This is a genomic window from Halomonas sp. DN3, from assembly GCF_024137905.1.
GTDB lineage: Bacteria > Pseudomonadota > Gammaproteobacteria > Pseudomonadales > Halomonadaceae > Halomonas > Halomonas litopenaei.
The window spans coordinates 4,077,568-4,102,067 of sequence record NZ_CP099965.1 but is presented as its reverse complement, the minus strand read 5'-3'; the positions used below and the strand labels follow the sequence as shown (position 1 = coordinate 4,102,067).

Annotated in this window: 21 protein-coding genes; 15 read left to right on the top strand and 6 right to left on the bottom strand. The window is 64.9% G+C overall.

Translation table 11 applies throughout. The features are described 5' to 3' along the window. The first annotated feature begins 68 nt into the window (after positions 1–68). Positions 69–1,019, top strand: a complete 951-nt coding sequence (locus NKF27_RS17655) for a sugar-binding transcriptional regulator (protein ID WP_253553814.1) — start codon at positions 69–71, stop codon at positions 1,017–1,019. A 149-nt stretch (positions 1,020–1,168) separates the two neighbouring features. Here NKF27_RS17655 and NKF27_RS17650 read toward each other — a convergent pair whose 3' ends face one another. Next, positions 1,169–2,476 carry a nitrate/nitrite transporter gene (locus NKF27_RS17650; RefSeq protein WP_253553806.1) on the bottom strand — a complete coding sequence of 436 codons (1,308 nt, stop codon included), beginning with the start codon at positions 2,474–2,476 and terminating at the stop codon, positions 1,169–1,171. Positions 2,477–3,228: 752 nt separating this feature from the next. Between NKF27_RS17650 and NKF27_RS17645 the strand changes: the two genes are divergently transcribed. From NKF27_RS17645 to NKF27_RS17600, 10 genes are all read left to right on the top strand, one after another. Then, positions 3,229–4,578, top strand: a complete 1,350-nt coding sequence (locus NKF27_RS17645) for a sugar ABC transporter substrate-binding protein (RefSeq protein ID WP_253553805.1) — start codon at positions 3,229–3,231, stop codon at positions 4,576–4,578. An 89-nt stretch (positions 4,579–4,667) separates the two neighbouring features. Continuing rightward, entirely contained in the window at positions 4,668–5,558 is an 891-nt protein-coding gene (locus NKF27_RS17640; protein ID WP_045991261.1) for a carbohydrate ABC transporter permease, read from the top strand. A gap of 56 nt (positions 5,559–5,614) precedes the next feature. Continuing rightward, positions 5,615–6,505 (top strand): carbohydrate ABC transporter permease, encoded by an 891-nt coding sequence (locus NKF27_RS17635; RefSeq protein ID WP_253553804.1) that lies wholly within the window; start codon positions 5,615–5,617, stop codon positions 6,503–6,505. Between the two features lie 137 nt (positions 6,506–6,642). Beyond that, positions 6,643–7,785 carry an ABC transporter ATP-binding protein gene (locus NKF27_RS17630; protein WP_253553803.1) on the top strand — a complete coding sequence of 381 codons (1,143 nt, stop codon included), beginning with the start codon at positions 6,643–6,645 and terminating at the stop codon, positions 7,783–7,785. Positions 7,786–7,794: 9 nt separating this feature from the next. Next, complete coding sequence (locus NKF27_RS17625; protein WP_253553802.1) at positions 7,795–8,475, top strand: HAD family phosphatase; 681 nt, start codon at positions 7,795–7,797, stop codon at positions 8,473–8,475. Then, entirely contained in the window at positions 8,472–9,275 is an 804-nt protein-coding gene (locus NKF27_RS17620) for an L-iditol 2-dehydrogenase (RefSeq protein ID WP_253553801.1), read from the top strand. Before NKF27_RS17625 ends, NKF27_RS17620 begins: the two co-directional genes overlap by 4 nt. A gap of 25 nt (positions 9,276–9,300) precedes the next feature. Next, positions 9,301–9,924: a nucleoside triphosphate hydrolase gene (locus tag NKF27_RS17615; RefSeq protein WP_253553796.1), complete on the top strand. Its 624-nt coding sequence runs from the start codon at positions 9,301–9,303 to the stop codon at positions 9,922–9,924. Positions 9,925–9,984: 60 nt separating this feature from the next. Further along, a complete protein-coding gene (locus NKF27_RS17610; RefSeq protein WP_253553792.1) occupies positions 9,985–11,457 on the top strand; it encodes a mannitol dehydrogenase family protein in 1,473 nt (490 codons plus the stop codon). Positions 11,458–11,518: 61 nt separating this feature from the next. Then, a complete protein-coding gene (gene xylB / locus NKF27_RS17605) occupies positions 11,519–12,991 on the top strand; it encodes a xylulokinase (RefSeq protein ID WP_253553789.1) in 1,473 nt (490 codons plus the stop codon). Between the two features lie 101 nt (positions 12,992–13,092). Then, positions 13,093–14,664 carry an amidase gene (locus tag NKF27_RS17600; protein ID WP_253553786.1) on the top strand — a complete coding sequence of 524 codons (1,572 nt, stop codon included), beginning with the start codon at positions 13,093–13,095 and terminating at the stop codon, positions 14,662–14,664. A gap of 31 nt (positions 14,665–14,695) precedes the next feature. On the opposite strand, the gene NKF27_RS17595 is transcribed toward NKF27_RS17600, so the two are convergent. Then, positions 14,696–15,691 carry an LLM class flavin-dependent oxidoreductase gene (locus NKF27_RS17595; RefSeq protein ID WP_253553784.1) on the bottom strand — a complete coding sequence of 332 codons (996 nt, stop codon included), beginning with the start codon at positions 15,689–15,691 and terminating at the stop codon, positions 14,696–14,698. A gap of 443 nt (positions 15,692–16,134) precedes the next feature. Here NKF27_RS17595 and NKF27_RS17590 point away from each other — a divergent pair, with 443 nt between their 5' ends. From NKF27_RS17590 to NKF27_RS17575, 4 genes are all read left to right on the top strand, one after another. After that, positions 16,135–17,802 carry a BCCT family transporter gene (locus NKF27_RS17590; protein WP_222569970.1) on the top strand — a complete coding sequence of 556 codons (1,668 nt, stop codon included), beginning with the start codon at positions 16,135–16,137 and terminating at the stop codon, positions 17,800–17,802. 321 nt (positions 17,803–18,123) lie between these two features. Further along, positions 18,124–19,773, top strand: a complete 1,650-nt coding sequence (locus NKF27_RS17585; protein ID WP_045991251.1) for a BCCT family transporter — start codon at positions 18,124–18,126, stop codon at positions 19,771–19,773. Positions 19,774–19,920: 147 nt separating this feature from the next. Then, positions 19,921–20,100: a hypothetical protein gene (locus tag NKF27_RS17580; protein WP_045991250.1), complete on the top strand. Its 180-nt coding sequence runs from the start codon at positions 19,921–19,923 to the stop codon at positions 20,098–20,100. Between the two features lie 96 nt (positions 20,101–20,196). After that, a complete protein-coding gene (locus tag NKF27_RS17575) occupies positions 20,197–20,874 on the top strand; it encodes an extensin family protein (protein ID WP_222569971.1) in 678 nt (225 codons plus the stop codon). A gap of 63 nt (positions 20,875–20,937) precedes the next feature. Here NKF27_RS17575 and NKF27_RS17570 read toward each other — a convergent pair whose 3' ends face one another. The 4 genes from NKF27_RS17570 to NKF27_RS17555 all read right to left on the bottom strand — a co-directional run bounded on the left by NKF27_RS17570 (position 20,938) and on the right by NKF27_RS17555 (position 24,388). After that, entirely contained in the window at positions 20,938–21,180 is a 243-nt protein-coding gene (locus tag NKF27_RS17570; protein ID WP_045991248.1) for a hypothetical protein, read from the bottom strand. A gap of 286 nt (positions 21,181–21,466) precedes the next feature. Then, positions 21,467–21,715 carry a hypothetical protein gene (locus NKF27_RS17565; RefSeq protein WP_045991247.1) on the bottom strand — a complete coding sequence of 83 codons (249 nt, stop codon included), beginning with the start codon at positions 21,713–21,715 and terminating at the stop codon, positions 21,467–21,469. Between the two features lie 142 nt (positions 21,716–21,857). After that, the gene (aguA, locus tag NKF27_RS17560) at positions 21,858–23,030 is read right to left on the bottom strand and encodes an agmatine deiminase (protein ID WP_301271161.1); all 1,173 of its coding nucleotides are present in this window, start codon (positions 23,028–23,030) and stop codon (positions 21,858–21,860) included. 8 nt (positions 23,031–23,038) lie between these two features. Then, the gene (locus tag NKF27_RS17555; protein ID WP_108132248.1) at positions 23,039–24,388 is read right to left on the bottom strand and encodes a Na+/H+ antiporter NhaC family protein; all 1,350 of its coding nucleotides are present in this window, start codon (positions 24,386–24,388) and stop codon (positions 23,039–23,041) included. Positions 24,389–24,500: the final 112 nt, after the last annotated feature.

Here is a 24,500-nt window from a genome sequence, read left to right as displayed (position 1 = left end):
GCCTGCGTTGTGCCGGTGTGCCTGGCTTGCGATGATGCAGGCTGTACGAACAGCCAGAGAGACGATGCGTGGACAAGTTCGAGGTCAAGCTGGACCAGGCCGCACGGGCCGCCTGGCTTTCCTATGTGGGTGGACAGACGCAGGATGAGATCGCCGCACAGCTCGGAGTCTCCCGTCCGGGCGTACAGCGACTGCTGGCGCTGGCCAGGCAGGAAGGCCTGGTCAAGGTCCATATCGACCACCCGGTGGCCCACTGTACCGCCCTGTCCCAGGCCATCCGTGAACGTTTCGAACTGGACTACTGCGACGTGGTGCCGGCGTCAGCCACCGCCGAAGACAGCACCCCCTATCTGGCGGTGGCCGGTGCCGAGCGTCTGTCACGGATCATCGAGCGCAGCGAGCCGCAGACCCTGTCACTGGGCTCCGGCCGCTCGATTCGTGCGACCGTGGAGGCCCTGAGCCGGATCGACCGTCCACGTCATCGCTTCGTCTCGCTGGTCGGTAACGTGGCCAGGGACGGCTCGTCCAACCGCTACGACGGGGTCATGGTGGCGGCAGACAAGACCGGTGGCGAGCGTTACCTGCTGCCGACGCCGGTGGTCGCCAGTTCGGTCGAGGAGAAGCGTGCGCTGGCGGCGCAGCCACTGTTCCGTGCCATCGGCGAGGTGGCCGAACAGGCCAGCGCGGCCTTCGTCGGGGTCGGGCGGATCGATCGCCAGGCGACGCTGTTTCAGGATCATTTCATCAGCGAGTCGGAGCTCGACGAACTGCTGGCGCTGGATGCGGTGGGCGAGCTGGTGGGCTGGCCGATGGATGCCGACGGCATGTTGATCGACTGCTCCACCAGTCAGCGGGTGACCAGCCTGCCGCTGACCACGCTCAAGCGTCAGGCGATGGTGGCGGTGGCCGGTGGCCGCGACAAGGGGCCGGCCATCCTGGCGGCACTGCGCGGCGGCTGGCTGACCAGCCTGATCACCGACGATCAGGCCGCGCGCTATATCGTCGAGCGTCTTTCCTAGCGTAGAGAGACCGCGCGGCAGCGATATCATCGAACGCCTTTCCTGGCACCTTTCCTGACACCATCGCGCCCCGGCGGCTCGCCGGGGCGCGATGGTGTTGTCGGGTGCGCTTCTTCGTCACTTCGTGTGGAACTGGCCTGTCCCTGCCTTCACACCTGCTGGTGCTGCAACTGCTGCTCCTTGCGCGCGGTGATCGCCTTGAGCTTGAGCGATGCGAACATGCCGACGATGCCCATGCAGGCGATGTAGCCGAAGTACAGCTGGTAGGCGGTGACCGCCTCGAAGCGTGCCGACAGGAAGCCGTAGATCTGTGGCAGAAAGATGTCCGGGGTGTAGGCGAGCAGCGAGATCACGCCGATGGCCAGTCCCGCCACCTCCATGGAAATATCGCAGTCGTCGAGTATCGCCCAGTACAGTCCGCGCAACGCATAGGTGAGCACACCGATCATCAGCACCACCGCCAGCAAGGTCACCGTACCCACCGAGGTCGGCATCAGGATCAAGGTGGCCAGAAAGGCGGTGGCGCCCAGGAACAGCAGTGCCAGCACATTGGTCTTGCCGAAGCGGTCACCGAGAAAGCCGGCGGTGATGCCGCCGATGGGACGCATCCATAGCTTGGCCACGGTAATGGCGCCGGCGGCGACAGCGGTGACGCCATATCCTTCCTGGACATAGGCCGAGAACGAATAGGTCGCCCAGAACAGCTGATAGCCGCACAGGATGATAAGCGCAACCAGCCACAGTGCCGGAATCGACGCCAGATGCTTGAGATCGGCGATCACGTTGCCGCTGGTCTTGATCTTCTTGGCGCGTATCTCGGAGCCGTCATGGCGAGTGAAGAAGATGAAGGTCAAGGCGGCGATCACCAGGCAGGTGAACGAGTACATGTAGACCACCACCCTGAGCGCCTCGGTGGTGTTGTCCTGCTGATCGTTGAGGTAGTAGGCGAACAGGCTGATCGCAATGGTCGCCAGGATCGCCTCGATCAGCCCACGCCCGCCGTCGAGGATACCGAAGAAGCGGCCCTGCTCGTCTTTCTTGGCCAGCATCTTCACCCCCTTCAGCATCGCCGACCAGAAGGTCAGGCCCGAGGTCAGCCCCCAGCCGAGAAAGACCATGGTCAGCATGACGCCGGAAGGGATGGTCGCGAACAGCAGCCCGAGCAGTCCGGTGCCGGCCATGGAGACCGTCACCAGCAGGCGGGGCGAGAACTTGTCGGCAAGCCAGCCGCTGGGCAGGTAGCACAGAAAGAACACGACACCCAGCATGGAATAGAAATTACCGAGTTCGCTCGAGGTGATGTTGAAGACCTCGAGGATCGGTGTTTCGAAATTCTGGCGCAGGTAGAGCAGGGGATAGATGGACCCGGCAGCCAGCAGCATCAGACTGAACTGGAAGTAGCGCTTGCGATTGGACTTGTTGGCGATGGCCGGGGGAAGAGCAGCGTGGTCTGTCATTGTTGTGGCTCCCTCGATCCTGGATCGATTGGCGTGGCATGCGTGGTGGCGTGGGGCCTGCCGGCATGCTCGGCGAGGCCCTGGCCGGCGCTTCACGCAAGGGCCCCGGGGCGCCGGACGAGAAGGCAGGGAAATAAATGACAGGTCGCGCGGTGGATCTGCAGAAGTGCCGCAAAGGACGCATCGAACTGCCGGATCAGCGATCGATCGAAGCCTAGGAGGCGGGTCTGAGAGCGTCAATTTTATTCCATATAGGGAAATAAATTTCTGTATATGGAAATTTATGCGATTGGCGAGTCACTACCTTGTTTTTTCAGGAAATACTGGCGGTTCTATTGGCTTGTCGGGGCAAGAGGGCAGGCCGAAGGCCGTGGCGGGCAGCGACCATGACAAAATAAAAAGTCGTTAAACAACAAAGTAATGAAGGGACTGAATATCTAATATTTGCTGTTCTGTGCGAGCTCGGTGAAGGCCAGCCGTTTGGCTGATCTACGTCGATGAGTGGTTGCCGGGGCAGGGGCTGAAAGGCTTCCGTGTACCGCTAAAGTCTAAAGCTTTGGGCTTTGCGTTTTCTGTGGTCGTGTTCGATCATTTGATCATCAAGTGATTTGATTGATCATTTTTTGGGTGGAGTATCCGTAGCGCTGACTTGCTCGGATGCACGCAAAGCCCGACCACCACGACGAGTCCGAGAATTCGCGTCGGCGGTACAACAATATCCCCGCCAAGCGGGTAACGATCAGGAGTGCGCCATGAAGCCGTCTTATACCCTCCGTCCTCTTTGCGCGGCGCTGTCCAGGCCGCTGGTGCCGACCAGCGCGCTGGTGCTGGCACTGGGCGCGTCAGCTGCCCAGGCCGAGACCATCACCGTCGCCACGGTCAACAACAACGACATGGTGATCATGCAGAGCCTGACCGAGGAGTTCGAGAAGGCTCATCCGGACATCACCCTCGACTGGGTGGTACTGGAAGAGAACGTGCTGCGTCAGCGCATGACCACGGATATCGCCACCCAGGGTGGCCAGTTCGACGTCATGACCATCGGCAGTTACGAGGCTCCGATCTGGGCCGAGCGGGGCTGGCTCGAGCCGTTGGATGATCTGCCCGAGAGCTACCAGGTCGATGACCTGCTGGGACCCGTGCGCGACGGCCTGAGCCATGAAGGTAGCCTTTATGCGCTGCCGTTCTACGCCGAAAGCTCGATGCTCTACTATCGCAAGGACCTGTTCGCCGAGGCCGGCATCGAGATGCCCGAGCAGCCCATCTGGAACCAGGTGCGTGACTGGGCCGAGACCCTGCATGACGACGACGGCGAAGTGGCCGGCATCTGCCTGCGTGGCAAGCCGGGCTGGGGCGAGAACATGGCCTTCGTCTCGACCTTGACCAACACCTTCGGCGGTCGCTGGTTCGACATGGACTGGAACGCCCAGATCGACAGTCCGGCCTGGCAGGAGGCGGTCGCCTTCTACGTCGACCTGCTCGACAACTACGGCCCCGCCGGTGCCAGTTCCAATGGCTTCAACGAAAACCTGGCGCTGTTCTCGCGCGGCAACTGCGCCATGTGGGTGGACGCCACCTCGGCGGCGGGCAAGCTGTTTGATGCCGACGAGTCACAGGTCGCCGACCAACTGGGCTTTGCACCGGCGCCGGTGGCCGAAACCCCCAAGGGTTCTCACTGGCTGTGGGCCTGGGCGCTGGCCATTCCTGCTTCTTCGGACGCCAAGGACGCTGCCCGTCAGTTCGTGACCTGGGCCACCTCGCCGGAGTACGTGGCGCTGGTCGGCGAGCGTGAAGGCTGGACCAGCGTGCCTCCCGGCACCCGCCAGTCCACCTACGACAACGCCGAGTACATCGAGGCCGCGCCCTTCGCCAGCTTCGTGGTCGACGCGATCAGCAAGGCCGACCCGCTCGACTCGAGCCTCGAGCCGAACCCCTACGTGGGCGTCCAGTTTGTCGGCATTCCCGAGTTTCAGGCCATCGGCACCCAGGTCGGCCAGATGGTCGCCTCGGCCCTGACCGGCGAGACCAGCGTCGAGCAGGCGCTGTCCGCCGCCCAGCGGGCCACCGAGCGCACCATGGAACGCGCCGGCTACACCGACTGAAGCTCGTTCGCGGGCCGGCCTTCATGGCCGGCCCCTGGCTCCGATCGCCTGTGGCCTTACCCCGCAGGCCTGACCAAGCGTGATCCCTCATGAACAAGAATCGTACTTCCGGGCGCACCGTCGGAGGGCTTCGCACCCTCTCGCTGCAGGCGCCGGCCGTTACTCTGCTGCTGCTGTGGATGATCGTGCCGCTGGCGATGACCGTCTGGTTCTCGTTTCAGCGCTACAACCTGTTGATGCCGAGCATGACCGGCTTTGCCGGTTTCGAGAACTACGAATACCTGCTGACCGACCCGGCGCTGTGGTCGGCCATGGGCACCACCCTGCTGCTGGTGGGCTGGGTGCTGGCCATCACCGTGGTCGGTGGCACCCTGCTGGCGGTGCTGTTCCAGCAGGACTTCATGGGGCGTGGCGTCGCCCGAGTGCTGGCGATCTCGCCGTTCTTCGTGATGCCCACCGTCAGTGCCCTGGTGTGGAAGAACATGATGATGCACCCGGCCAACGGCGTGTTCGCCTGGCTCGCCGAGAGCCTGGGGCTGCCGGCGGTGGACTGGTTCTCGAGCCTGCCGCTGACCTCGATCATCATCATCGTGTCCTGGCAGTGGCTGCCCTTTGCGCTACTGATCCTGCTGACCGCGATGCAGTCGCTGGATGATGACCAGGTCGAGGCGGCGCGCATGGATGGCGCAGGCCCGGTGGCGATCTTCTTCTACATCACCCTGCCGCACCTGAAGCGTGCCATCAGCGTGGTGGTGATGATCGAGATGATCTTCCTGCTGACGATCTTCGCCGAAATCTTCGTCACCACCTCGGGTGGGCCGGGGCTGGCCACCACCAACCTGGCCTACCTGATCTACATCCGTGCGCTGCTCGACTTCGACGTGGGCACCGCCTCCGCCGGCGGCGTCATCGCCATCATCCTGGCCAACATCGTCGCCATCTTCCTGGTGCGCATGGTGGCCAAGAACCTCGAGCAGTAGCGCCTTGCGGCCGCTGACGACCCATCGACCAACAACAAGCTGACGAGGTGCACCACATGACCACCACCACTACCACCGGCGACAGCGTCAAGGCGCCGGTCGCCGACGCCGGGCGAGGTGCCTCGGCCCTGCGCGCCCAGCGCAGGCGCAAGTTCGGCATCACCCTGCTGGGTTGGGGCGTGGCCCTGACCATCTTCTTTCCGATCTTCTGGATGATCATCACCGGCTTCAAGACCGAAGCCGAGGCCATCGCCGACCCCAGCCTGATCTTTACCCCGACGCTGGAAAGCTATGTCGAGGTACAGGAGCGGGCCGACTACCTGAAATTTGCCTGGAACAGCGTTGTCGTTTCCTTTGGTTCGACCCTGCTGGCGCTGTTGATCGCGGTGCCCTCGGCTTACGCCATGGCCTTCCTGCCGACCAAGCGCACCAAGGGCACTCTACTGTGGATGCTGTCCACCAAGATGCTGCCCTCGGTGGGCGTGCTGGTACCGATCTATCTGCTGTTCCGCGACTTCGGCCTGCTCGACACCCGCATCGGCCTGACCATCGTCTACACCCTGATGAATCTGCCGATCGTGGTGTGGATGCTCTACACCTTCTTCAAGGACCTGCCCAGGGAAATTCTGGAAGCGGGCCGCATGGACGGCGCCAGCACCTTCCAGGAGGTGTGGTACCTGCTGCTGCCGCTGACCCTGCCGGGGATCGCTTCCACCGGACTGCTGTCGGTGATCCTGAGCTGGAACGAGGCCTTCTGGAGCCTGAACCTGACCACCTCTCAGGCGGCGCCGTTGACCGCCTACATCGCGTCGTTCTCCAGTCCCGAGGGACTGTTCTGGGCCAAGCTGTCGGCGGCCTCGACCATGGCCATCGCACCGATCCTGATCTTTGGTTGGTTGACCCAGAAACAGATGGTCCGTGGTCTGACCTTCGGCGCGGTGAAGTGAGCGACCTTTGGCGCGGTGAAGTGAGCGACCTTTGGCGCGGTGAAATAACCGACCTTCGGCGCGGTGAAAGACGCACCGCCAGACAGATATTCCAGGCGGCGCCACGGCGTCCCTGACAGAACTTCGAGGACAACAAGATGGCAACACTGACACTCAACCAGGTGGTCAAGAGCTTCGGCGACACCCACGTCATCAAGGGCGTCGATCTGGAGGTCAAGGACCAGGAATTCGTGGTCTTCGTCGGCCCGTCCGGCTGCGGCAAGTCGACCCTGTTGCGCATGATCGCGGGGCTCGAGAGCACCAGCGACGGCGATATCGTCATCGACGGCCAGCGGGTCAACGACCTCGGGCCTGCGGAGCGTGGGCTGGCCATGGTGTTCCAGAGCTATGCCCTCTACCCCCACATGACGGTGGAGGACAACATGGGCTTCAGCCTCAAGCTGGCGGGGGTGTCCCAGCAGGAACGCCGCCAGAAAGTGCTGGACGCGGCGAAGATCCTGCAGCTGGAGCCCTTGCTCGAGCGCAAGCCCAAGGCGCTCTCCGGCGGTCAGCGCCAGCGCGTGGCGATCGGCCGCGCCATCGTGCGCAACCCCAGCATCTTCCTGTTCGATGAGCCCTTGTCCAACCTGGACGCGGCGCTTCGGGTACAGATGCGCATCGAACTGGCGCGTCTGCACGAAGAGCTCAAGGCGACCATGATCTATGTGACCCACGACCAGATCGAGGCCATGACCATGGCCGACAAGATCGTGGTGCTCCAGGGCGGCGTGGTGGAGCAGGTCGGCTCGCCGATGGAGCTGTATCACCATCCGCGCAACCGTTTCGTGGCCGGCTTCATCGGCTCGCCCAAGATGAACTTCCTGAAGGTCGAGGCCGTTGCCGGCGACGCCCAGGGGGTCGAGGTGCGTGTGCCGGGCGGCGATACCGTCAAGGTGCCGGTGGAAGGCGATGACGTGGTCCAGGGGCAGGCGCTGGAGCTAGGCATCCGTCCCGAGCATCTGATGCTCGACGACCAGGGGCCGCTGAAGGCCAGCGTCAGCGTGATCGAGCGGCTGGGCGGACAGACCTCGCTGTACGTGGAGATGGACGGCGACTTGCTGACGCTGATGGTGGATGGCGACGTGACCCACCGGGTGGGAGACGAGATTCGCTTCGGCTTCGAGCCGGGCCGCGCTCACCTGTTCGGTGAGCAGGGGCTGGCACTGGCAAGCCTTAAGCGTCACCCGCTGGCCTCGCTGACCCGCCAGGACAATCGTGCCGCCAGTACCGCGGAAGCCTGAGGAGCGACCATGACGACCCTGATCTTCGACTGCGATGGCGTGCTGGTGGACAGTGAGGTGATCGCCGAGGCGACCCTGGCCGAGCGGCTGGCCGAGTGGCTGCCCGACCTCGACGTCGAGGCGGCCCTGAATGAAGCCCTGGGCCGCACTACTGCGGCGATTCTCGAACTTCTCGACGACCAGAGTGCTCATGCGCTGCCAGAGGACGCGCTGGCCCTGCTCGACGACGAGATCGAAGCCCGCCTCGCCCGCGAACTCACCGCCATCGATGGCGTGGCACAGGCACTGTCGGCGATTCCCGGTGCCAAGGCGGTGGTCTCCAACAGTCGTCGTCAGCGGGTCGTCGCCTCGTTGTCGCGTACCGGCCTGGACCGAGTACTGGGCACGGCGCCGATCTTCTGTGCCGAGCAGGTCGACAAGCCCAAGCCCGATCCCGGCGTCTACCTGCTGGCCGCCGAGACCCTGGGGGTCAGTCCTGCTGCCTGCCTGGTGGTCGAGGACTCCATCGCTGGCGCCAGCGCTGCCCTGGCCGCCGGCATGACGGTCATCGGCTTCGTCGGGGCAAGCCATCTGCCTGCCGATCACGCCGAACGGCTCAGCCAACTCGGAGTGTGGCAGGTGATGACCCATATGGCGCAATTGCCCGCCCTGGTGTCCAGCTGGCAGCAGCGTCAGCAGGCCAGCGCATGAAGGACGCCGCTGTTGGCCCGTTGGCAGGCAAGCTTCAGGACAAGACCGCCGTGATCACCGGTGGCGCACGCGGGATCGGGCTTGCCATCGCGAGGCGTTACGCCGAGGAGGGGGCGCGCGTGGTGATCGCCGATGTCGACAGTGAGGCGATCGACCAGGCGCTGGAAGGCTTCGACCGCGAGCGTGCGATGGGTGCTGTGCTGGATGTCCGCGACAACGCCGCCATCGCTGCTATGGTTCGAAAGGTAGAGAAACGTTTTGGCACTATCGACGTGCTGGTCAATAATGCGGCGGTATTTGGCATGGCGCCGGTGCTCGAGGTGGAAGAGGCCGACTTCGAGCGCCAGTTCGCAGTCAACGTCAAGGGGCTGTTCTTCACCCTGCAGGCGGTGGCCAAGGCGATGGTCGAGGCGAAACGCGGCGGCGTCATCATCAATATGGCCTCCCAGGCCGGGCGGCGTGGCGAGCCTCTGGTCAGCACCTACTGTGCCACCAAGGCAGCGGTGATCAGTCTGACCCAGTCCTGTGCGCTGGATCTGATTCGCCACGGTATCCGCGTCAACGCTATCGCCCCGGGTGTGGTCGATACCCCCATGTGGGACGAGGTCGACGCCTTGTTCGCCCGCTACGAGGGACGCCCCCTCGGCGAGAAGAAGCGACTGGTGGGCGAGGCGGTGCCCTGTGGCCGCATGGGGCGACCGGACGACTACGCCGGCGCTGCGGTGTTTCTGGCCAGCGCCGACAGCGACTATGTCATCGCCCAGACCCTGAACGTCGACGGCGGCAATTGGATGAGTTGAGCCACGGGCACGAGCGAGGTGATACATGACCCCCTCCATGGAAGCGATCGCTGACGAACTACTGACGCGCAGCGAGGGCAGGGCACGCTTTATCGTTGCCCTGGCCGGCCCGCCGGGGGCCGGCAAGTCCTTTCGCTCCGCCTGGCTGGCGCGTCAGCTCAACGAGCGGCAACCCGGTGTCGCCGAGGTGGTGCCCATGGACGGCTACCACTTCGACAACGGCGTGCTCGAATCCCAGGGGCTGCTGCCCATCAAGGGCGCGCCGGAAACCTTCGACGTGGATGGCCTGCGCCATGACCTGGAGCGGCTGAGGCGCGCCGACCGGGACGTGGCCGTACCGGTATTCGACCGACCGCTGGACCTGGCTCGGGCCGGGGCTCGGGTGATCACGCCCGGTCATCGCGTGTTGATCGTCGAGGGCAACTACCTGCTGCTGGATCACGGACCCTGGCCAGCACTGGCGGACTACTTCGACTTCAGCCTGTTTCTCGAGGTCGCCGACCCGGTGCTCGAGCAGCGATTGATCGAGCGCTGGCTCGGCATGGGCCAGGATCAGGCCGGGGCCATCGCCAAGACCCGGGACAAGGACATGCTCAACGCGCGCCTGATCAAGACTCGCTCGATCACCGCCGATCTCCACTGGCACTAGCCAATCCCATTTTCGGAAAGCGGCTCTGTTTTCTCATTGTTCATCTGGCGGAGAGCCTTCATGACACGACTTTGCAACGCGGAACTGGCTGGTCTCGCTCCGCATATCTCGGTGCCCAGCTACGATCGTCGGACGCTGACACCGGGCATCGCCCATTTTGGCGTCGGCGGTTTTCATCGGGCCCATCAGGCCATGTACCTGGATCGTCTGATGGAAGCCGGGCAGGCCCATGACTGGGGCATCGTCGGCATCGGCGTGATGCCGGGTGACAAGCGCATGCAGGAGGCATTGGCCAGCCAGGATCACCTCTATACCCTGGTGGTCAAGCATCCCGACGGCACGCTGGAACCCCGCGTCATCGGTTCGATCATCGATTACCGCTTCGCACCGGACGATCCCGAGGCGGTGATCGAGACCCTGTCGGACCCGGCCATCCGGATCGTCTCGTTGACGGTGACCGAGGGCGGCTACAACGTCCATCCGGTCACCGGCGAGTTCGATCTCGATGCCGCCGAAGTGGTGTATGACCTGTGCAACCCCGAGCGTCCGCGTACCAGTTTTGGCCTGATCGTGGCCGCGATCGAGCGCCGGCGCGAGCGCGGTGTCCCTCCCTTCACGGTGATGTCCTGCGACAACATTCCGGGCAATGGCGAGGTAGCGAGGCGCATGTTCACGGCCTTCGCCTACGCTCGTGATCGCGCGCTCGGGCAGTACGTCGAGGCCGAGGTGCCTTTCCCGAGTTCAATGGTCGATCGCATCACGCCGATGACCACACCGAGCGACATCGAGGAGCTTGCCGAACGCTTCGGACTGGAAGACGCCTGGCCGGTGATCTGCGAACCCTTCACCCAATGGGTGCTGGAGGATCATTTTGCCAGTGGCCGGCCGGCGCTTGATGAGGTCGGCGTGCAGCTGGTCGAGGACGTCGAGCCCTACGAGCTGATGAAACTCAGGTTGCTCAACGCGGGGCACCAGGCGCTTTGCTATGTCGGCTATCTGGCCGGCTATCGCTACGCCCACGAAGTCTGTCAGGATCCGCTGTTCATCGACTTCCTGCTCGGCTACATGGCCGAGGAGGGCAGCCCGACCCTGCCTCCGGTCCCTGGCGTCGACCTCGATCAGTACCGGCGCACCCTGATCGAGCGCTTCGCCAACCCCGAGGTGCGGGACACGCTTTCGCGACTGTGTGCCGAAAGCTCGGACCGAATCCCGAAATGGCTGTTGCCGGTCATTCGTCACCAGCTCGAGCATGGCGGCGAACTCAAGCGTTCTGCCGCGGTGGTGGCAAGCTGGGCACGCTACGCCGAAGGCATGGACGAGCTGGGCCAGCCCATCGTGATCGTCGATCGCTGGAAGGAGCGTCTGACCGAACTCGCCGCAACCCAGCGCGAGCACCCCACCGCCTTTATCGAGAACCGTGAGCTGTTCGGGGATCTCGCCGACTCGCCGCGCTTCGTGGTGGCCTACGTCGAGGCGTTGAAGCTGTTGCAGGACAAGGGGGCCAGGGCGACCCTGGAAGCGCTGGCGTCCTGACCCAGCGGTGAGCGCGTCGGCCTCGGCGCGCCGCGTTGATGGGGCAACAAGGAATCGTTACATGTATCTCGGCGTGGATTGTGGCACTCAGAGCACCAAGGTGGTGGTGGTGGATCTGGCGCGTGGCGCCACCATCGGTGAGGCCAGCCGGCCCCACCGCATGATCGAGGGCGCCAGGGGGCGGCGCGAGCAGGACCCGGCACAGTGGATCGAGGCCTTTGTCGGCGCCTTCCACGCGGCGATCGCGTCGGCCGGGGTCAGCGCCGGTGATATCCGCGGCATCGGTGTCTCCGGCCAGCAGCATGGCATGGTGGCGCTGGATGCCAGAGACCAGGTGCTGTACCCGGCCAAGCTGTGGTGCGATACCGAGACCCATGCCCACAACCAGGCCCTGATAGGCGCTCTGGGCGGGGAAGAGGGCTGCCTGGCGCGTCTCGGCCTGGTGCCTCAGACCGGCTACACCGCCTCCAAGGTGGCCTGGCTGCGCGAGCATCATCGCGACATCTATGATCGCGTGGATGGCGTGCTGTTACCCCACGACTACCTCAATCTGTGGTTGACCGGCGAGCGTGTCAGCGAGGCGGGAGACGCCTCGGGTACCGGTTATTTCGATAGTCGCTCACGGCGCTGGAGTCCTGAGGTGTGGCAGTGGATCGCCCCTGAGCTGGACCCGGCCCGGGTGCTGCCAAGACTGATCGAGTCCCGCGACACGGCAGGGCAGGTCCGGCCGGTGCTGGCCCGGGAGCTGGGGCTTTCCCCGGGCGTCGCGGTCGCCAGCGGCGGCGGAGACAATATGCTCGGCGCCATCGGCACCGGCAACATCGTGCCGGGCAAGGTAACCATGAGCCTTGGCACCTCGGGCACCGTCTGCGCCCACTCCGATCACCCGGTGCTGGCTGATTCCGCCATGGTCGCCAACTTCTGCGCCAGCCACGCGGGCTGGCTGCCGCTGGTCTGCACCATGAACACCACTTCGGCCACCAATCGCGTGCGTGAGCTGTTCGGTCTCGACCTGGCGGGGTTCAACCAGGCCCTGGCCCAGGCGCCTGTCGGCGCCGATGGCGTGACGGTCTTGCCGTTCTTCAACGGCGAACGGGTACCGAGCCTGCCCGAGGCCAGCGCCTCCTTTCTCGGCCTGACCAGCCGCAACACCAGCCCCGCCCATCTGTGTCGCGCGGTGGTGGAGGGCGCCACCTTCTGTCTGCGCTACGGCCTTGACCTGATGGGGCCGCTGGCTGACCAGGCACGCCAGATTCGGCTGATCGGCGGCGGCGCCCACAGCGCCGCCTGGCGCCAGATGGTGGCGGACATCACCGCCACCGAGGTGGTGTGCCCCCGGGTGACCGACGCCGCCGCGCTTGGCGGCGCCATCCAGGCGGCCTGGTGTGCCAGGGAGGGCGACCTGGACGAGCTGTGCCAGGCGCTGGTGCAGCTGGATGAAGGCTCCCGGGCCGAGCCCGACGCAGGCCGAGTCAAGCGCTATGGTGAGGTCTACCTGGGCTGGCTGGTCGCCCTCGATCGTCTGCATGGATGACAGCGGAGGCTCTTGCATAAGTGACAGCTGAGGCTCCGCCCGCTAGCGTTGGAACATGTCGGGCCAGCCCGCTCGTCTCAATGCCGTGCAGCGAGGACGCCATGCCTATTCCACCGCCATCGTCACCTTTACCGTCTGATTCGGCCACCTCACCGCCCGGCGCTTCATCCTCTGCTCCGTCCGTGGGCGAGGGCGCCACCAGCCCTGCCCAGCGCGAGATCCTGGCGCTGGGAGCGCTTGCGCTGTCCCGGGCGATCCATGCACGAGAGCTTAGTTGCCGCGAGGTGATGGACGCCTACCTGGCACAGATCGACGCGGCCAACCCGGTGGTCAACGCCATCGTCTCTCGCCGTGACCACGAGGTGCTGATGGAAGAGGCCGGGGAGTGCGACCGCGAACTGGCGGCGGGGCGCTCTCGCGGCTGGCTCCACGGCATTCCCCAGGCGATCAAGGACCTTTCGGCCACGCGTGACCTGCCGACCTCGATGGGCTCGCCCTTGTTCAAGGGTCAGGTGCCACAGCAGGACGGCATCATGGTCAGGCGGATGCGCGAGGCCGGTGCCATCTTTGTCGGCAAGACCAACACGCCGGAGTTTGGCCTCGGTTCCCAGACCTACAACCGCGTCTTCGGCGCGACCCGCAACGCCTTCGATCCCGCCCTGTGCGCCGGTGGCTCCAGCGGCGGGGCCGCTGCCGCCCTGGCCATGCGCATGCTGCCGGTGGCCGATGGCAGCGACATGATGGGGTCTTTGCGAAACCCCGCCGCCTACCACAACCTGTTCGGGATGAGGCCTTCCTTCGGTCGCGTTCCCCATGGTCCAGGCCCTGATATCTTCGGCCATCAGCTGGCCACCGAAGGGCCCATGGCGCGCAGCGTCGGCGACCTTGCCAGACTGCTGGCGACCCAGGCCGGGGCCCACCCCCGCGCTCCCCTGTCACTCGCCGATGATCCCGAGCGTCTCGCCGATCCGTTCGATGACGCTGACGCGGCGTCGGGCCTGCGTATCGGCTGGCTCGGCGACTGGCAGGGCTACCTGGCGATGGAAGAGGGTGTGCTGGACGTCTGCCAGGGGGCGCTGTCGGTGTTCGAGCGCCTCGGTGCCCGGGTCGAGCCGGTGGTGCCGGAGATGTCACCCGAGCGGCTGTGGCAAAGCTGGCTGGTGCTGCGCCAGTGGGCGGTGGCGGGCAGTCTGTCAGAGGTCTGGGCCGACGATAGCCGTCGTTGCCAGCTCAAGCCCGAGGCCTGCTGGGAGGTCGAGCAGGGCATGGGCCGAACGGCGCTGGATGTGCACCGTGCCAACGTCGAGCGCAGTGCCTGGTACGCCTGCCTGCTCGGACTGTTCGAGCGCTTCGATGCGCTGGCCCTGCCCAGCGCCCAGGTATTTGCCTTCGACGTCGACACACCCTGGCCCGGGCAGATCGCCGGGCGAACGATGGACAGCTACCATCGCTGGATGGAGGTGGTGATCGCCGGCTCCCTGTCGGGGTGCCCGGTGATCAATCTGCCGGCGGGGTTCAACCCGCGCGGTCAGGCCATGGGCGTCCAGCTCATCGCTCCCCATCGTCGTGATCGCGACCTGCTGCGCTGGGCTCATGCCTTCGAGCAGGCCGCTCCCGACTGGCTCGAGCGCGAGCCCGAATGGCGTACGCCCGGGGCTCACCCTCCGCGTTGAGGCCCCGTCGCGCCACGTTGCCGGGCGGGGCTCAGCCTAGCCATACCTCAGCGACCAGGCGGTAGCTCTCGAGGCGATCCTCCAGGGCATAGGTGTCGGTGTTGATCATCAGCTCATCGGCCTGGGTGCGTTCGAGCAGGCGCTCCAGACCGTCGCGCACCGTCGCCGGGCTGCCGATCACCGCGGCGCCAAGAAACCCTTCCACCTGGGCGCGCTCCATGGGGGTCCAGTCCAGCGTCGCCACCGGTGGCCGGGCGCGTCCGCGCTGGCCGCGAATCAGGCCCAGAAACTTCTGCCTTGCGGTGCTGGCGAGGTAGTCGGCGCGCTCGTCCGTAGCGGCGGCCAGCACCGGCAGGCCGACCATGGCGTAGGGCGCCGCGAGCACCTCGGAGGGGCGGAAGTCGCGGCGATAGATGGCCAGCGCTTCGTCGAGCTGGGCCGGGGCGAACTGGGCGGCGAAGGCAAAGGGCAGCCCCTTGTGGGCGGCCAACTGGGCGCTGTACAGGCTCGAGCCCAACAGCCAGATCGGTACTCGGGTGCCCTGGCCGGGCACCGCCCGGACCCGTTGCTCCGGTCGGGCCTCGCCAAGAAAGCCTTCCAGTTCGGCCAGACGCTGGGGGAAGTCCTCGACGCCAGCGTGGGGATCGCGGCGCATCGCCGCCATGGTGGCCGCGTCCGAGCCCGGCGCCCGGCCCAGCCCCAGGTCAATGCGGCCCGGATAGAGCGTCTCCAGGGTGCCGAACTGTTCGGCGATCACCAGCGGTGGATGGTTCGGCAGCATGATGCCGCCGCTGCCCACGCGGATGCGTGAGGTCTTCTCCGCCAGGTGTCCGATCAGTACCGAGGTCGCCGCGCTGGCGATCCCCTCCAGCCCATGATGTTCGGCCAGCCAGTAGCGGGTGAAGCCAAGCGATTCGCTCAGGCGGGCGAGGGCAACGCTGTCATGGAAGCTGTCGGCGACGGTGCCGCCATCCCGGATCGGCGCCAGGTCCAGGACCGAAAGGGGCGTAGTGTCGAGACGGGCCATGGGGCTCTCCTTTTCTTGGGCCGAGTTTTAGGCCGAGTTTCTGGCCGGGTTCTTGGTCGGGTTTCTGGCCGGGCTTTTAGCCGGGCTTTTGGTCGGGAAAATTCGTACCTGAGGCGACGAATTTGGCGGATGTTTTGCCGCGCCGACTGGCGGGTGGTGGATTCCGCTGTCTTGTTGGCGAACTTCACTATGATGTCACCGAGGTCCCTTCGAGGACTTCGAGTCTCCAGTGGCAGTCCAGTGTCAGCTTAGTGCCAAGCCGGATCGGTGGGCTGCCCGGGGATGATAGATAACAACCTAACGGTTATCAAAGTACGGGTCTGCAAAGGCTGCTCGGCGAATGCCCGGGCAGAAGCGTTCGATAAGGAGCGTCCGAGCGTGGTCTTCGCCGGAGCGGCGCTGCACAGGCCTTCCAACAAGCAGTCGAACAAAAGGAAGGCGATATGCAACGCAATGAAGGACAGCGGGTCTTTTACGTCTCCGCGATCATCATCCTGATCCTGGTGGCCCTGGGGGCCATGTTCCCTGAAGGTTTCGGCGAAGTCGCCAGTCGCGCCCTGGGAGGCGTATCCCACTATTTTGGCTGGTTCTATCTGCTGTCGGTCACCGGCATCGTGGTATTCCTGCTCGGCCTTGCCATGAGCAAGTACGGCAAGGTGCGCCTGGGGCCGCAGGACGGCAAGCCAGAATACGGCTTCTTTTCCTGGGTCAGCATGCTGCTGGCCGCCGGCTTCGGGGTTGGCCTGGTGTTCTACGGCATGGCCGAGCCCATGACCCACTATATTGCACCACCCTACGCAGACATGACGCCGGAAAGCGCGGAGTCGGCCCGGTACGCGATTCAGTACAGCTTCTTCAACTGGGGGATTCATCAGTGGGCGGCCTTCGCTCTGGTGGGCTTGATCATCGCCTACTACCAGTTTCGCAAGGAGCAGGCGGGCCTGGTGTCGGTGGTGCTGCGTCCGCTGACCGCCAAGCGACCGGGGCTGCGCAAGTTCAACGGCGCCCTGGACGTCTTTGCCGTGGTGGCTACGGTGATGGGGGTGGCGACCTCGCTGGGGCTGGGCGTGCTGCAGACCAACGGCGGCCTGCACGCGGTGTTCGGCATCCCGGAGAACGGCCTGTGGCAGTTCATCATCCTGTTCTGTATGTTCCTGGCCTACATGGCGTCCACCTGGTCGGGCCTGGACAAGGGGATCAAGCGACTGTCCAACCTCAACATGATCATGTGTATCGCCATGATGGTCTACGTGCTGGCCACCGGCCCCACCATCAAGCTGCTGGAGACCATTACCCTGGGACTGGGCGACTACCTGCAGAACTTCTTCGTGATGAGCCTGCGCATGTCGCCCTACAACGATAATCCCTGGGCCCAGAACTGGACCATCTTCTACTGGGCCTGGGTCATCGCCTGGTCGCCCTTTGTCGGCACCTTCGTGGCGCGCATCTCCAAGGGGCGCACCATCAAGGAGTACGTGTTCGGCGTGCTGTTCGTGCCGCCACTGCTGGCCTGCCTGTGGCTGGGCGTGTTCGGTGGCACCGCCATCCATATGGAACTGGCCAACGAGGGCCTCGGCCTGGCCCAGGCGACCCAGGACAACATCACCGTGGCGCTGTTCGAGATGTTCGATCTGATGCCCTTCTCGGGACTCTTGTCGGTGATGGCGATGATGCTGATCTTCATCTTCCTGGTGACCTCGGCAGACTCGGCGTCCTATATCGTTGCCCAGATGACCGACAACGGCTCGATCAATCCTCCTCTCTACAAGCGGGTGCTGTGGGGTGTGCTGATCGCCGCCATCTGCCTGACGCTGATCGCCGCTGGCGGCCTCAAGGGACTGCAGTCGGCATCGGTACTGTCGGCGCTGCCGTTCACCTTCATCCTCTACATGATGGTGATCGTACTGGTGAGAGAGCTGCGCAAGGATCGCAAGCTGATGCTCGACGGTCTCTATCAGCACTACCGCGAGATGCCGGTCGGTGCAGACGCCTTCGAGGCGCGTGACCAGGCCAAGACCGAAGGCATGGAGCCCCCCGAGGAAGCGCTGAAAATGGATGACAGTGAGGAGGGTGGCTCCAGCGAGGCGATGGCCACACCGAAACCGCAGTAACCACGTGGTGGCGGCCGGGCCTCGATCACCCGTCTGTGATAGCCCCGGCTGGTAAGGGAGAGGCGGAGCCAGACCTGACCGCAGGAAACCAGAAGGCCCGCCCCATGGCGGGCCTTCTGCTATGTCGTCAACTGACGGCGCTATTGGAGGCACTATTTCCGACACTATTGCCGGCACTATTGCCGGCACTATTTCCGGTACCCCAGGGTGCCGGTAATTTTTTGTGCCGAATCGAATATTCGCCTACCGTGATGGAGAGTCCGACTTTTGTTAGGGTGCTACGCCCCTCACATCATGACCGCCGTCTGGCAAGGAGTGTCCATGAACGGTCGAGCGCTGCAGGAGCGCCTGCCGCTGTCTGGCAAGGATCGCGTCTTTCGTCTATCTGCCCTTATCATCATCGCCCTGGTCGCCGTGGGCGCCAGTTTCCCCGACGCCTTCGGTGACGCCGCCAACACCGCGCTGAGCCAGGTGACCCACTACTTTGGCTGGTTCTACCTGATGGCGGTGTTCGCCTTCGTCATCTTTCTGGTGGCGCTGGCGATGAGCAAGTACGGCAAGGTGCGCCTGGGGCCCCAGGATAGCACCCCCACCTACGGCACCTTTTCCTGGATCAGCATGCTGCTGGCGGCCGGCTTCGGCGTCGGTCTGGTGTTCTACGGCATGGCCGAGCCCATGACCCACTTCGCCGAGCCTCCCTATGGCGCGGTCCCCGCCGAAAGCGTGGAAGCGGCGCGCTACGCCATCCAGATGAGCTACTTCAACTGGGGGGTGCACCAGTGGGCGGCATTCTCGCTGGTCGGGCTGATCATCGCCTACTTCCAGTTTCGCAAGGACCAGGCCGGGCTGGTCTCCTCGGTGCTGTCGTCGATGACCGCCAAGCGCCCGGCGCTGCGCCCCTACACCGACTGGCTCGACATCTTCGCCGTGGTCGCCACGGTGATGGGGGTGGCGACCTCGCTGGGGCTCGGGGTACTGCAGGTCAATGGTGGCCTCAATGCGGTCTTCGGACTGCCGGAAAGCGGCCTTTGGCAGGCGGGCATCCTCGGGGTGATGTTCGTGGCGTACATGGCCTCGACCTGGTCGGGGCTCGACAAGGGCATCAAGCGATTGTCCAACCTCAATATGGCGCTGTGCATCGCGATGATGCTGTACGTGCTGTTCACCGGCCCCACGGTCAAGATCCTCGAGACCATCACCCTGGGCATCGGCGACTACCTGCAGAACTTCATCGGCATGAGCCTCAAGATGTCGCCCTACAACGATGACCCCTGGGCTTCCAGCTGGACCATCTTCTACTGGGCGTGGGTGATCGCCTGGTCGCCCTTTGTCGGCACCTTCGTGGCTCGGGTCTCGCGGGGACGGACCATTCGCGAGTACGTACTCGGTGTGCTGGTGGTGCCGCCGCTGCTGGCGTGTCTGTGGATCGGGGTGTTCGGCGGGGCGGCCCTGCATATGGAGCTGGGCGGTGATGCCGGCCTGGCCGCCGCCACCCAGGACAATATCACCGTGGCACTGTTCGAGATGTTCGACCTGATGCCGTTTTCCACGGTGCTGTCGGTGCTCGCCATGATCCTGATCTTCATCTTTCTGGTCACCTCGGCAGACTCCGCCTCCTTTATCGTCGCCCAGATGACCGACCATGGCTCCATCGCTCCGCCGCTGTACAAGCGGATCTGCTGGGGGCTGTTGATTGCCGCCATCTGTCTGACGCTGATCGTTGCAGGTGGGCTCAAGGGACTGCAGTCCGCCGCCGTGCTGGCGGCCCTGCCGTTCTCGTTCATCCTGTTCGGGATGATGTTCGTGCTGGTCAAGGAGCTGCAGGCGGATCGCCGCAACATGCTGTCACAGCTGTATCGTCAGCATGGCGAGACCCCGGTGGGCGCGGATCCGTTCGAGGCCGGCAACCTGGCCGAGGAGGAGCGTCTGCGGCGGGCCCCCAACGTGGTCAACCGGCGCATCAACCACTGAGGTGACGTCGACCGGCACCGGCGATCTGTGACCCCGGGCGAGCACCGTCAAACGAAACTTGGCGCAAAATGCAGTATCTACGATGCATTGGTAGTCAGGAAGAGTGCCAGGACGTAAGCTCAGGGTATCGTCGGAAGGATCTCGGCCATGTCTTCACCCCCTGCCCGCGGCGCGACCCGCCGCGGGCCTCCGTCTCGTCGCAGGCGGCTGACATTCAACTGGGTCACCTTCGATCGCTGGCTGGACCGTATCGTCATCCTGGCGGTGGTAACCGCCGTGACGGTCGGTATCGTCGCTCTGGCGCTATCCTTGTTGGTGGACCCCTGATCGTACTCGACGCCCCGGTCGTGGGATGAACCGTGGCCAAGGGTCGGGCGCAGGAAGGGTTGGGCACAGAAAGGGTCGGGCACAGGAAGGAACTGTATGGGGCAGTGGCTGTTGATCATGCTGCTGGTGTTGGGCGTTGCCCTGGACAAGGGGATGATCGCAATACCGGATCGCTGGTTGCCCTGGACACCGATATCGATCGAGACGCCGCCTGGTCCTTTCCTCGGCTGGAAGCTGGCGCGGCTGGCGGATGACCCCGAGGCCTGCCGTGCGGTGCTGGCGGCGGACCCGCCCCAGCGATATACCCCACTGGATGACGTCACCCGGGGCCAGTGCGAGCTTTCCAATCTGGTGCGCTACGCCGGAGGCCAGTCGCGCATGCAGCCGAGCGTGATGACACGCTGCCCGCTGGCGGTGGCCTGGGCGGTGTTCGAGCGTCATGAGCTCAGCGCCGCTGCGCGTGCCCACCTTGGCGTGGACGTGGCCCAGATCGAACACTTCGGCAGCTTCGCCTGCCGCAACATCTATGGTCGAGCCGAGGGACGTCGCAGCCAGCATGCCAGCGCCGAGGCCCTGGATGTGGCCGCCTTCGAACTCGAGGACGGTCGTCGCGTCAGCTTGTCGGGCCACTGGGGCAAGGGAGCCGAAGGACGTTTCCTGAAGGAAGTGGGGCAGCGCGCCTGCAAGGTCTTCGGCACCGTGCTGGGGCCTGACTACAATGCCGCCCACGCCGATCACTTTCATCTCGGCGTGGGCGGTCGGGTCTGCCGCTGAGGGCGGCATCCTGGCTCGGATCGGGGCGGGGTCGAAAGCTGTCTGGACGCCTCGGGCCTGGACTTAGCGACTGAGGTCGATGTCCCGGGAATCGGTGGCAGCACCGGTCGCCGCACCCACGCCGCCGCCGATGACCGCGCCCTTGCCCACGTCGCCGCCGGTGATGGCCGCCGCGCCGGCACCTACCGCTGCACCGACCCCCGCGCCACTCAGCGCCCGTTCTCCGGTACCGGTACCGCAGGCCGACAGTGCCAGGGCCATGGTCAGGGCAGTAGCGCTCAGCCCGGTCATCTTCAGAAGTTTCATGTCGTCGTCCTCATGCTGGGGGATGACCCTAACAGTAACAACGGCACAGAAAGGAGCAAGTGAAGCAAATATGCAGCAATTGTCGCCAATTGGCGCCAATTGTGGGAGCCATGCTCGCTTGGCCGAACCAGGTCAGACACACGACAGCTCAGACACACGGCCGGACAGGCCCGGGCGAGATACACGACCGGCCAGATACAAGAACACCGCCGGCAAGCCGGCGGTGTTCCTGTGCGTCGAGCAGGTTTGGAACGAGGCACCCTCGCCTCGCCCCAGGCCCAGGACCTTAGTTGTCCAGGTCGACGTCGTCCTCATCGGTGGCGGCGCCGGTGGCCGCGCCTACGCCACCGCCGATCACGGCGCCCTCGGCGACGTCACCACCGGTGGCGGCGGCGGCGCCGGCACCTACGGCGGCACCCACGCCAGCGCCACTGGCGGCGCGTTCACCGGTGCCGGTGCCGCAGGCGGCGAGGCCCAAGGTCATGAAAGTGGCCAGCAGCAGGCTGGAGAGTGTCTTGATGGAACCCTTCCTCATGATGTTTCTCCTATGCTGTTATGTGCCATATCGAGCCTATTGGCCAAGAGAGCCGAGCACAACCCCTTGATTCTCCGATGTGGTGTCGCTTCCAGCAGACATTTTCTGGTGCCGTGTCGTTACCGACGACGACTCCCGCCTGTCAGGTACGTCTTGGATCCCTCGGCTGTTGTTGGGTAATGCAGTGGACGTTGCCGCCGCCGAGCAGGATCTCTCGGGCGGGCACGCCGATCAACCGACGCTCGGGAAAAAGCCTCGCCAGAATGTCGCGAGCCTCGTTGTCGCGGCGTTCATCCAGCAGGGGCATGACCACCACTCGATTGCCGATGTAGAAGTTGACGTAGGAGGCCGCCATGCGGTCCCCGGGCTGGCGTGGGTGCGAGCTGGAGAGCCGGTCGATGCCGCTGGCCTCGTCTTCGCCGATAAACAGCGGGCCGGGCTGGGGCAGGCGGTGCACGGTGAACGGTCGACCGCAGGCATCGGTACTGGCTTCCAGCACCGCCAGGGCGTCGCGACAGATCTGGTACTCCGGGTCCGCGGCGTCGTCGCACCAGGTCAAGGCAACTTCGGCGGGGCCCACAAAGCAGCAGAGATTGTCGACGTGGCCGTCGGTTTCATCGAGGTAGCAGCCCCGGGGAAGCCAGATGACCTTGCTGATGCCCAGCTGCTCACCCAGGCGCGCCTCCATGGCGGCGCGATCCAGACCCGGGTTGCGGTTGGGGTTGAGCAGGCACTCCTCGGTGGTGATCAGGGTGCCCTCGCCGTCGACGTGAATGGCACCGCCTTCCAGCACGATACCGGCATCGAAGCGGGGGATGCCCAGCATTTCGGCGATCTTGGGGCGGATCCGGCGGTCCTTGTCCCAGGGAAAGTAAAGTCCGCCCTTGAGTCCGCCCCAGGCGTTGAATTCCCAGTCCACCACCGCCAGGCCATGTTCGGGGTGGGTCAGAAAGGTCGGGCCCACGTCCCGCATCCAGGCGTCGTTGCTGGATAGTTCGACCACGCGAATCGATTCCGGAAGCTGATAACGGGCGTTTTCGTACTGATCGTCGTTGACGCCCACGTAGACGGTCTCGCTCTCGGCGATGGCGCTGGCCACCTCGACGAAGGCCTGTTGGGCGGGCTTGGCTCCCAGGCGCCAGGTATCCGGGCGCTGGGGCCACAGCATCCAGCAGGCGTCGTGAGGGGCGAATTCCGCCGGCATGGACCAGCCAAGTCGGGCGGGACTGTGCGCGTCGCTGCCAGCGGAACGCGACGCGATAGGGGACGCGATAGGGGCCGGGGTCGGTGAAGACGAATGGTGTGTCTGGTTCATGGAGGCTCTCACAAGAATCCGATCAGCAGGAACACGCCGGTGGCCAGGGCCGCGGCGATCAACACGTAGGGGATCTGGGTCAGGGCGTGGGCCATGGGGCTGCAGCCGCTACCCTGGGCCGACAGCACCGTGGAGTCCCCGTAGAAGCAGGCGTGGCTACCGAAGGCGCTGGCCGAGATCAAGGCGCCGACCACCAGCGGCATATTGGCGTCCATGCTGATCGCCAGCGGCAGCACGATCGGCATGGCCACCGCGAACAGCCCCCAGAAGGAGCCGGTGGCAAAGGCCAGGAAGGCCATGGTGACGAATACCACGGCGGGCAGCAGGCCGGCGGTCATCAGCGGCTGTACCGCCTGGATCACCACCTCGGTGAGGCCCAGGACGTCGTTGACCTCCTTGAGCGAGAAGCCGGCGACCAGGGTGCCCAGCGGCATGATCATCGCCTTGAAGCCTTCCAGGGCGGTATCGAAGGTGTCGTTGAAGCTCAGCAGACGCTGGACGGCGATCAGCACCAGGGTGACGGCCAGGGCAACGATGACCCCGCGCAGGATGTCGATATCGAAGTACCAGGTGGCGACGATCAGGCTGGCGATGGGCAGCAGGAAGTTGAGCAGATGCGGGCTCTGGCCATCGTAGTTGGTGTCGATCTGCAGCGCGTGCTCCTCGCCGCCATCGGGCACCGGCTGGCCGGCCTTGGCACGGGCCTCGGCGGTCTTCATCGGGCCGATGTCAGGCAGCCAGCCCAGCGCGACCAGGGGCACCAGGGCCGCCGCCACCCAGGCGTAGGCCATGTACGGGATCGCCGAGATGTACAGCGACATGCCGTTGTCGGCGACGTTGTTGTCCTCGAGCAGGCCGGCGAAGAACACCGCCCAGGTCGAGAAGGGCACCAGGATGCACACCGGGGCGGCGGTGGAATCCACCAGATAGGCCAGCTTTTCGCGGGAGACGCCGAAGCGATCGGTGATCTTCTTCATCGAGGCGCTGATGGTCAGGGCGTTGAGGTAGTCGTCGACGAAGATCACCAGCCCCAGCACCCAGGTGGTCAGCAGGCTCTGGCGACGACTGTGCAGTCGTTTGGTCATGGCGTCACCGAAGCTCAGCACGCCGCCGGTCTTGACCAGCAGAGCGATCAGGCTGCCGAACAGGCCGCAGACCAGGATGATCCAGGTGACGGTGTCATTGCCGAGGACCGTGAGCAGGATGTCCGACCCGCGGGTGACGACCTCGCTGGGGGCGATCATCAAGAGCCCGACCAGGCAGCCGGCAAGCAGTGATTCGATGGTGCGACGCGTGATGATGGCGGTGACCAGCACCACCAGGGTGGGAACCAGGCTCCAGACGCCGTAGGTTTCCATGCAAGCTCCTTGTATCGCCTGTGGCGACGGTTGTTATTGGACGGAAGCTATCGCGCAGGGGCGAGCCCTGCGCTGGCCGCGCGGCAAAAAAACGCGGCCTCGTGTTGCAGGA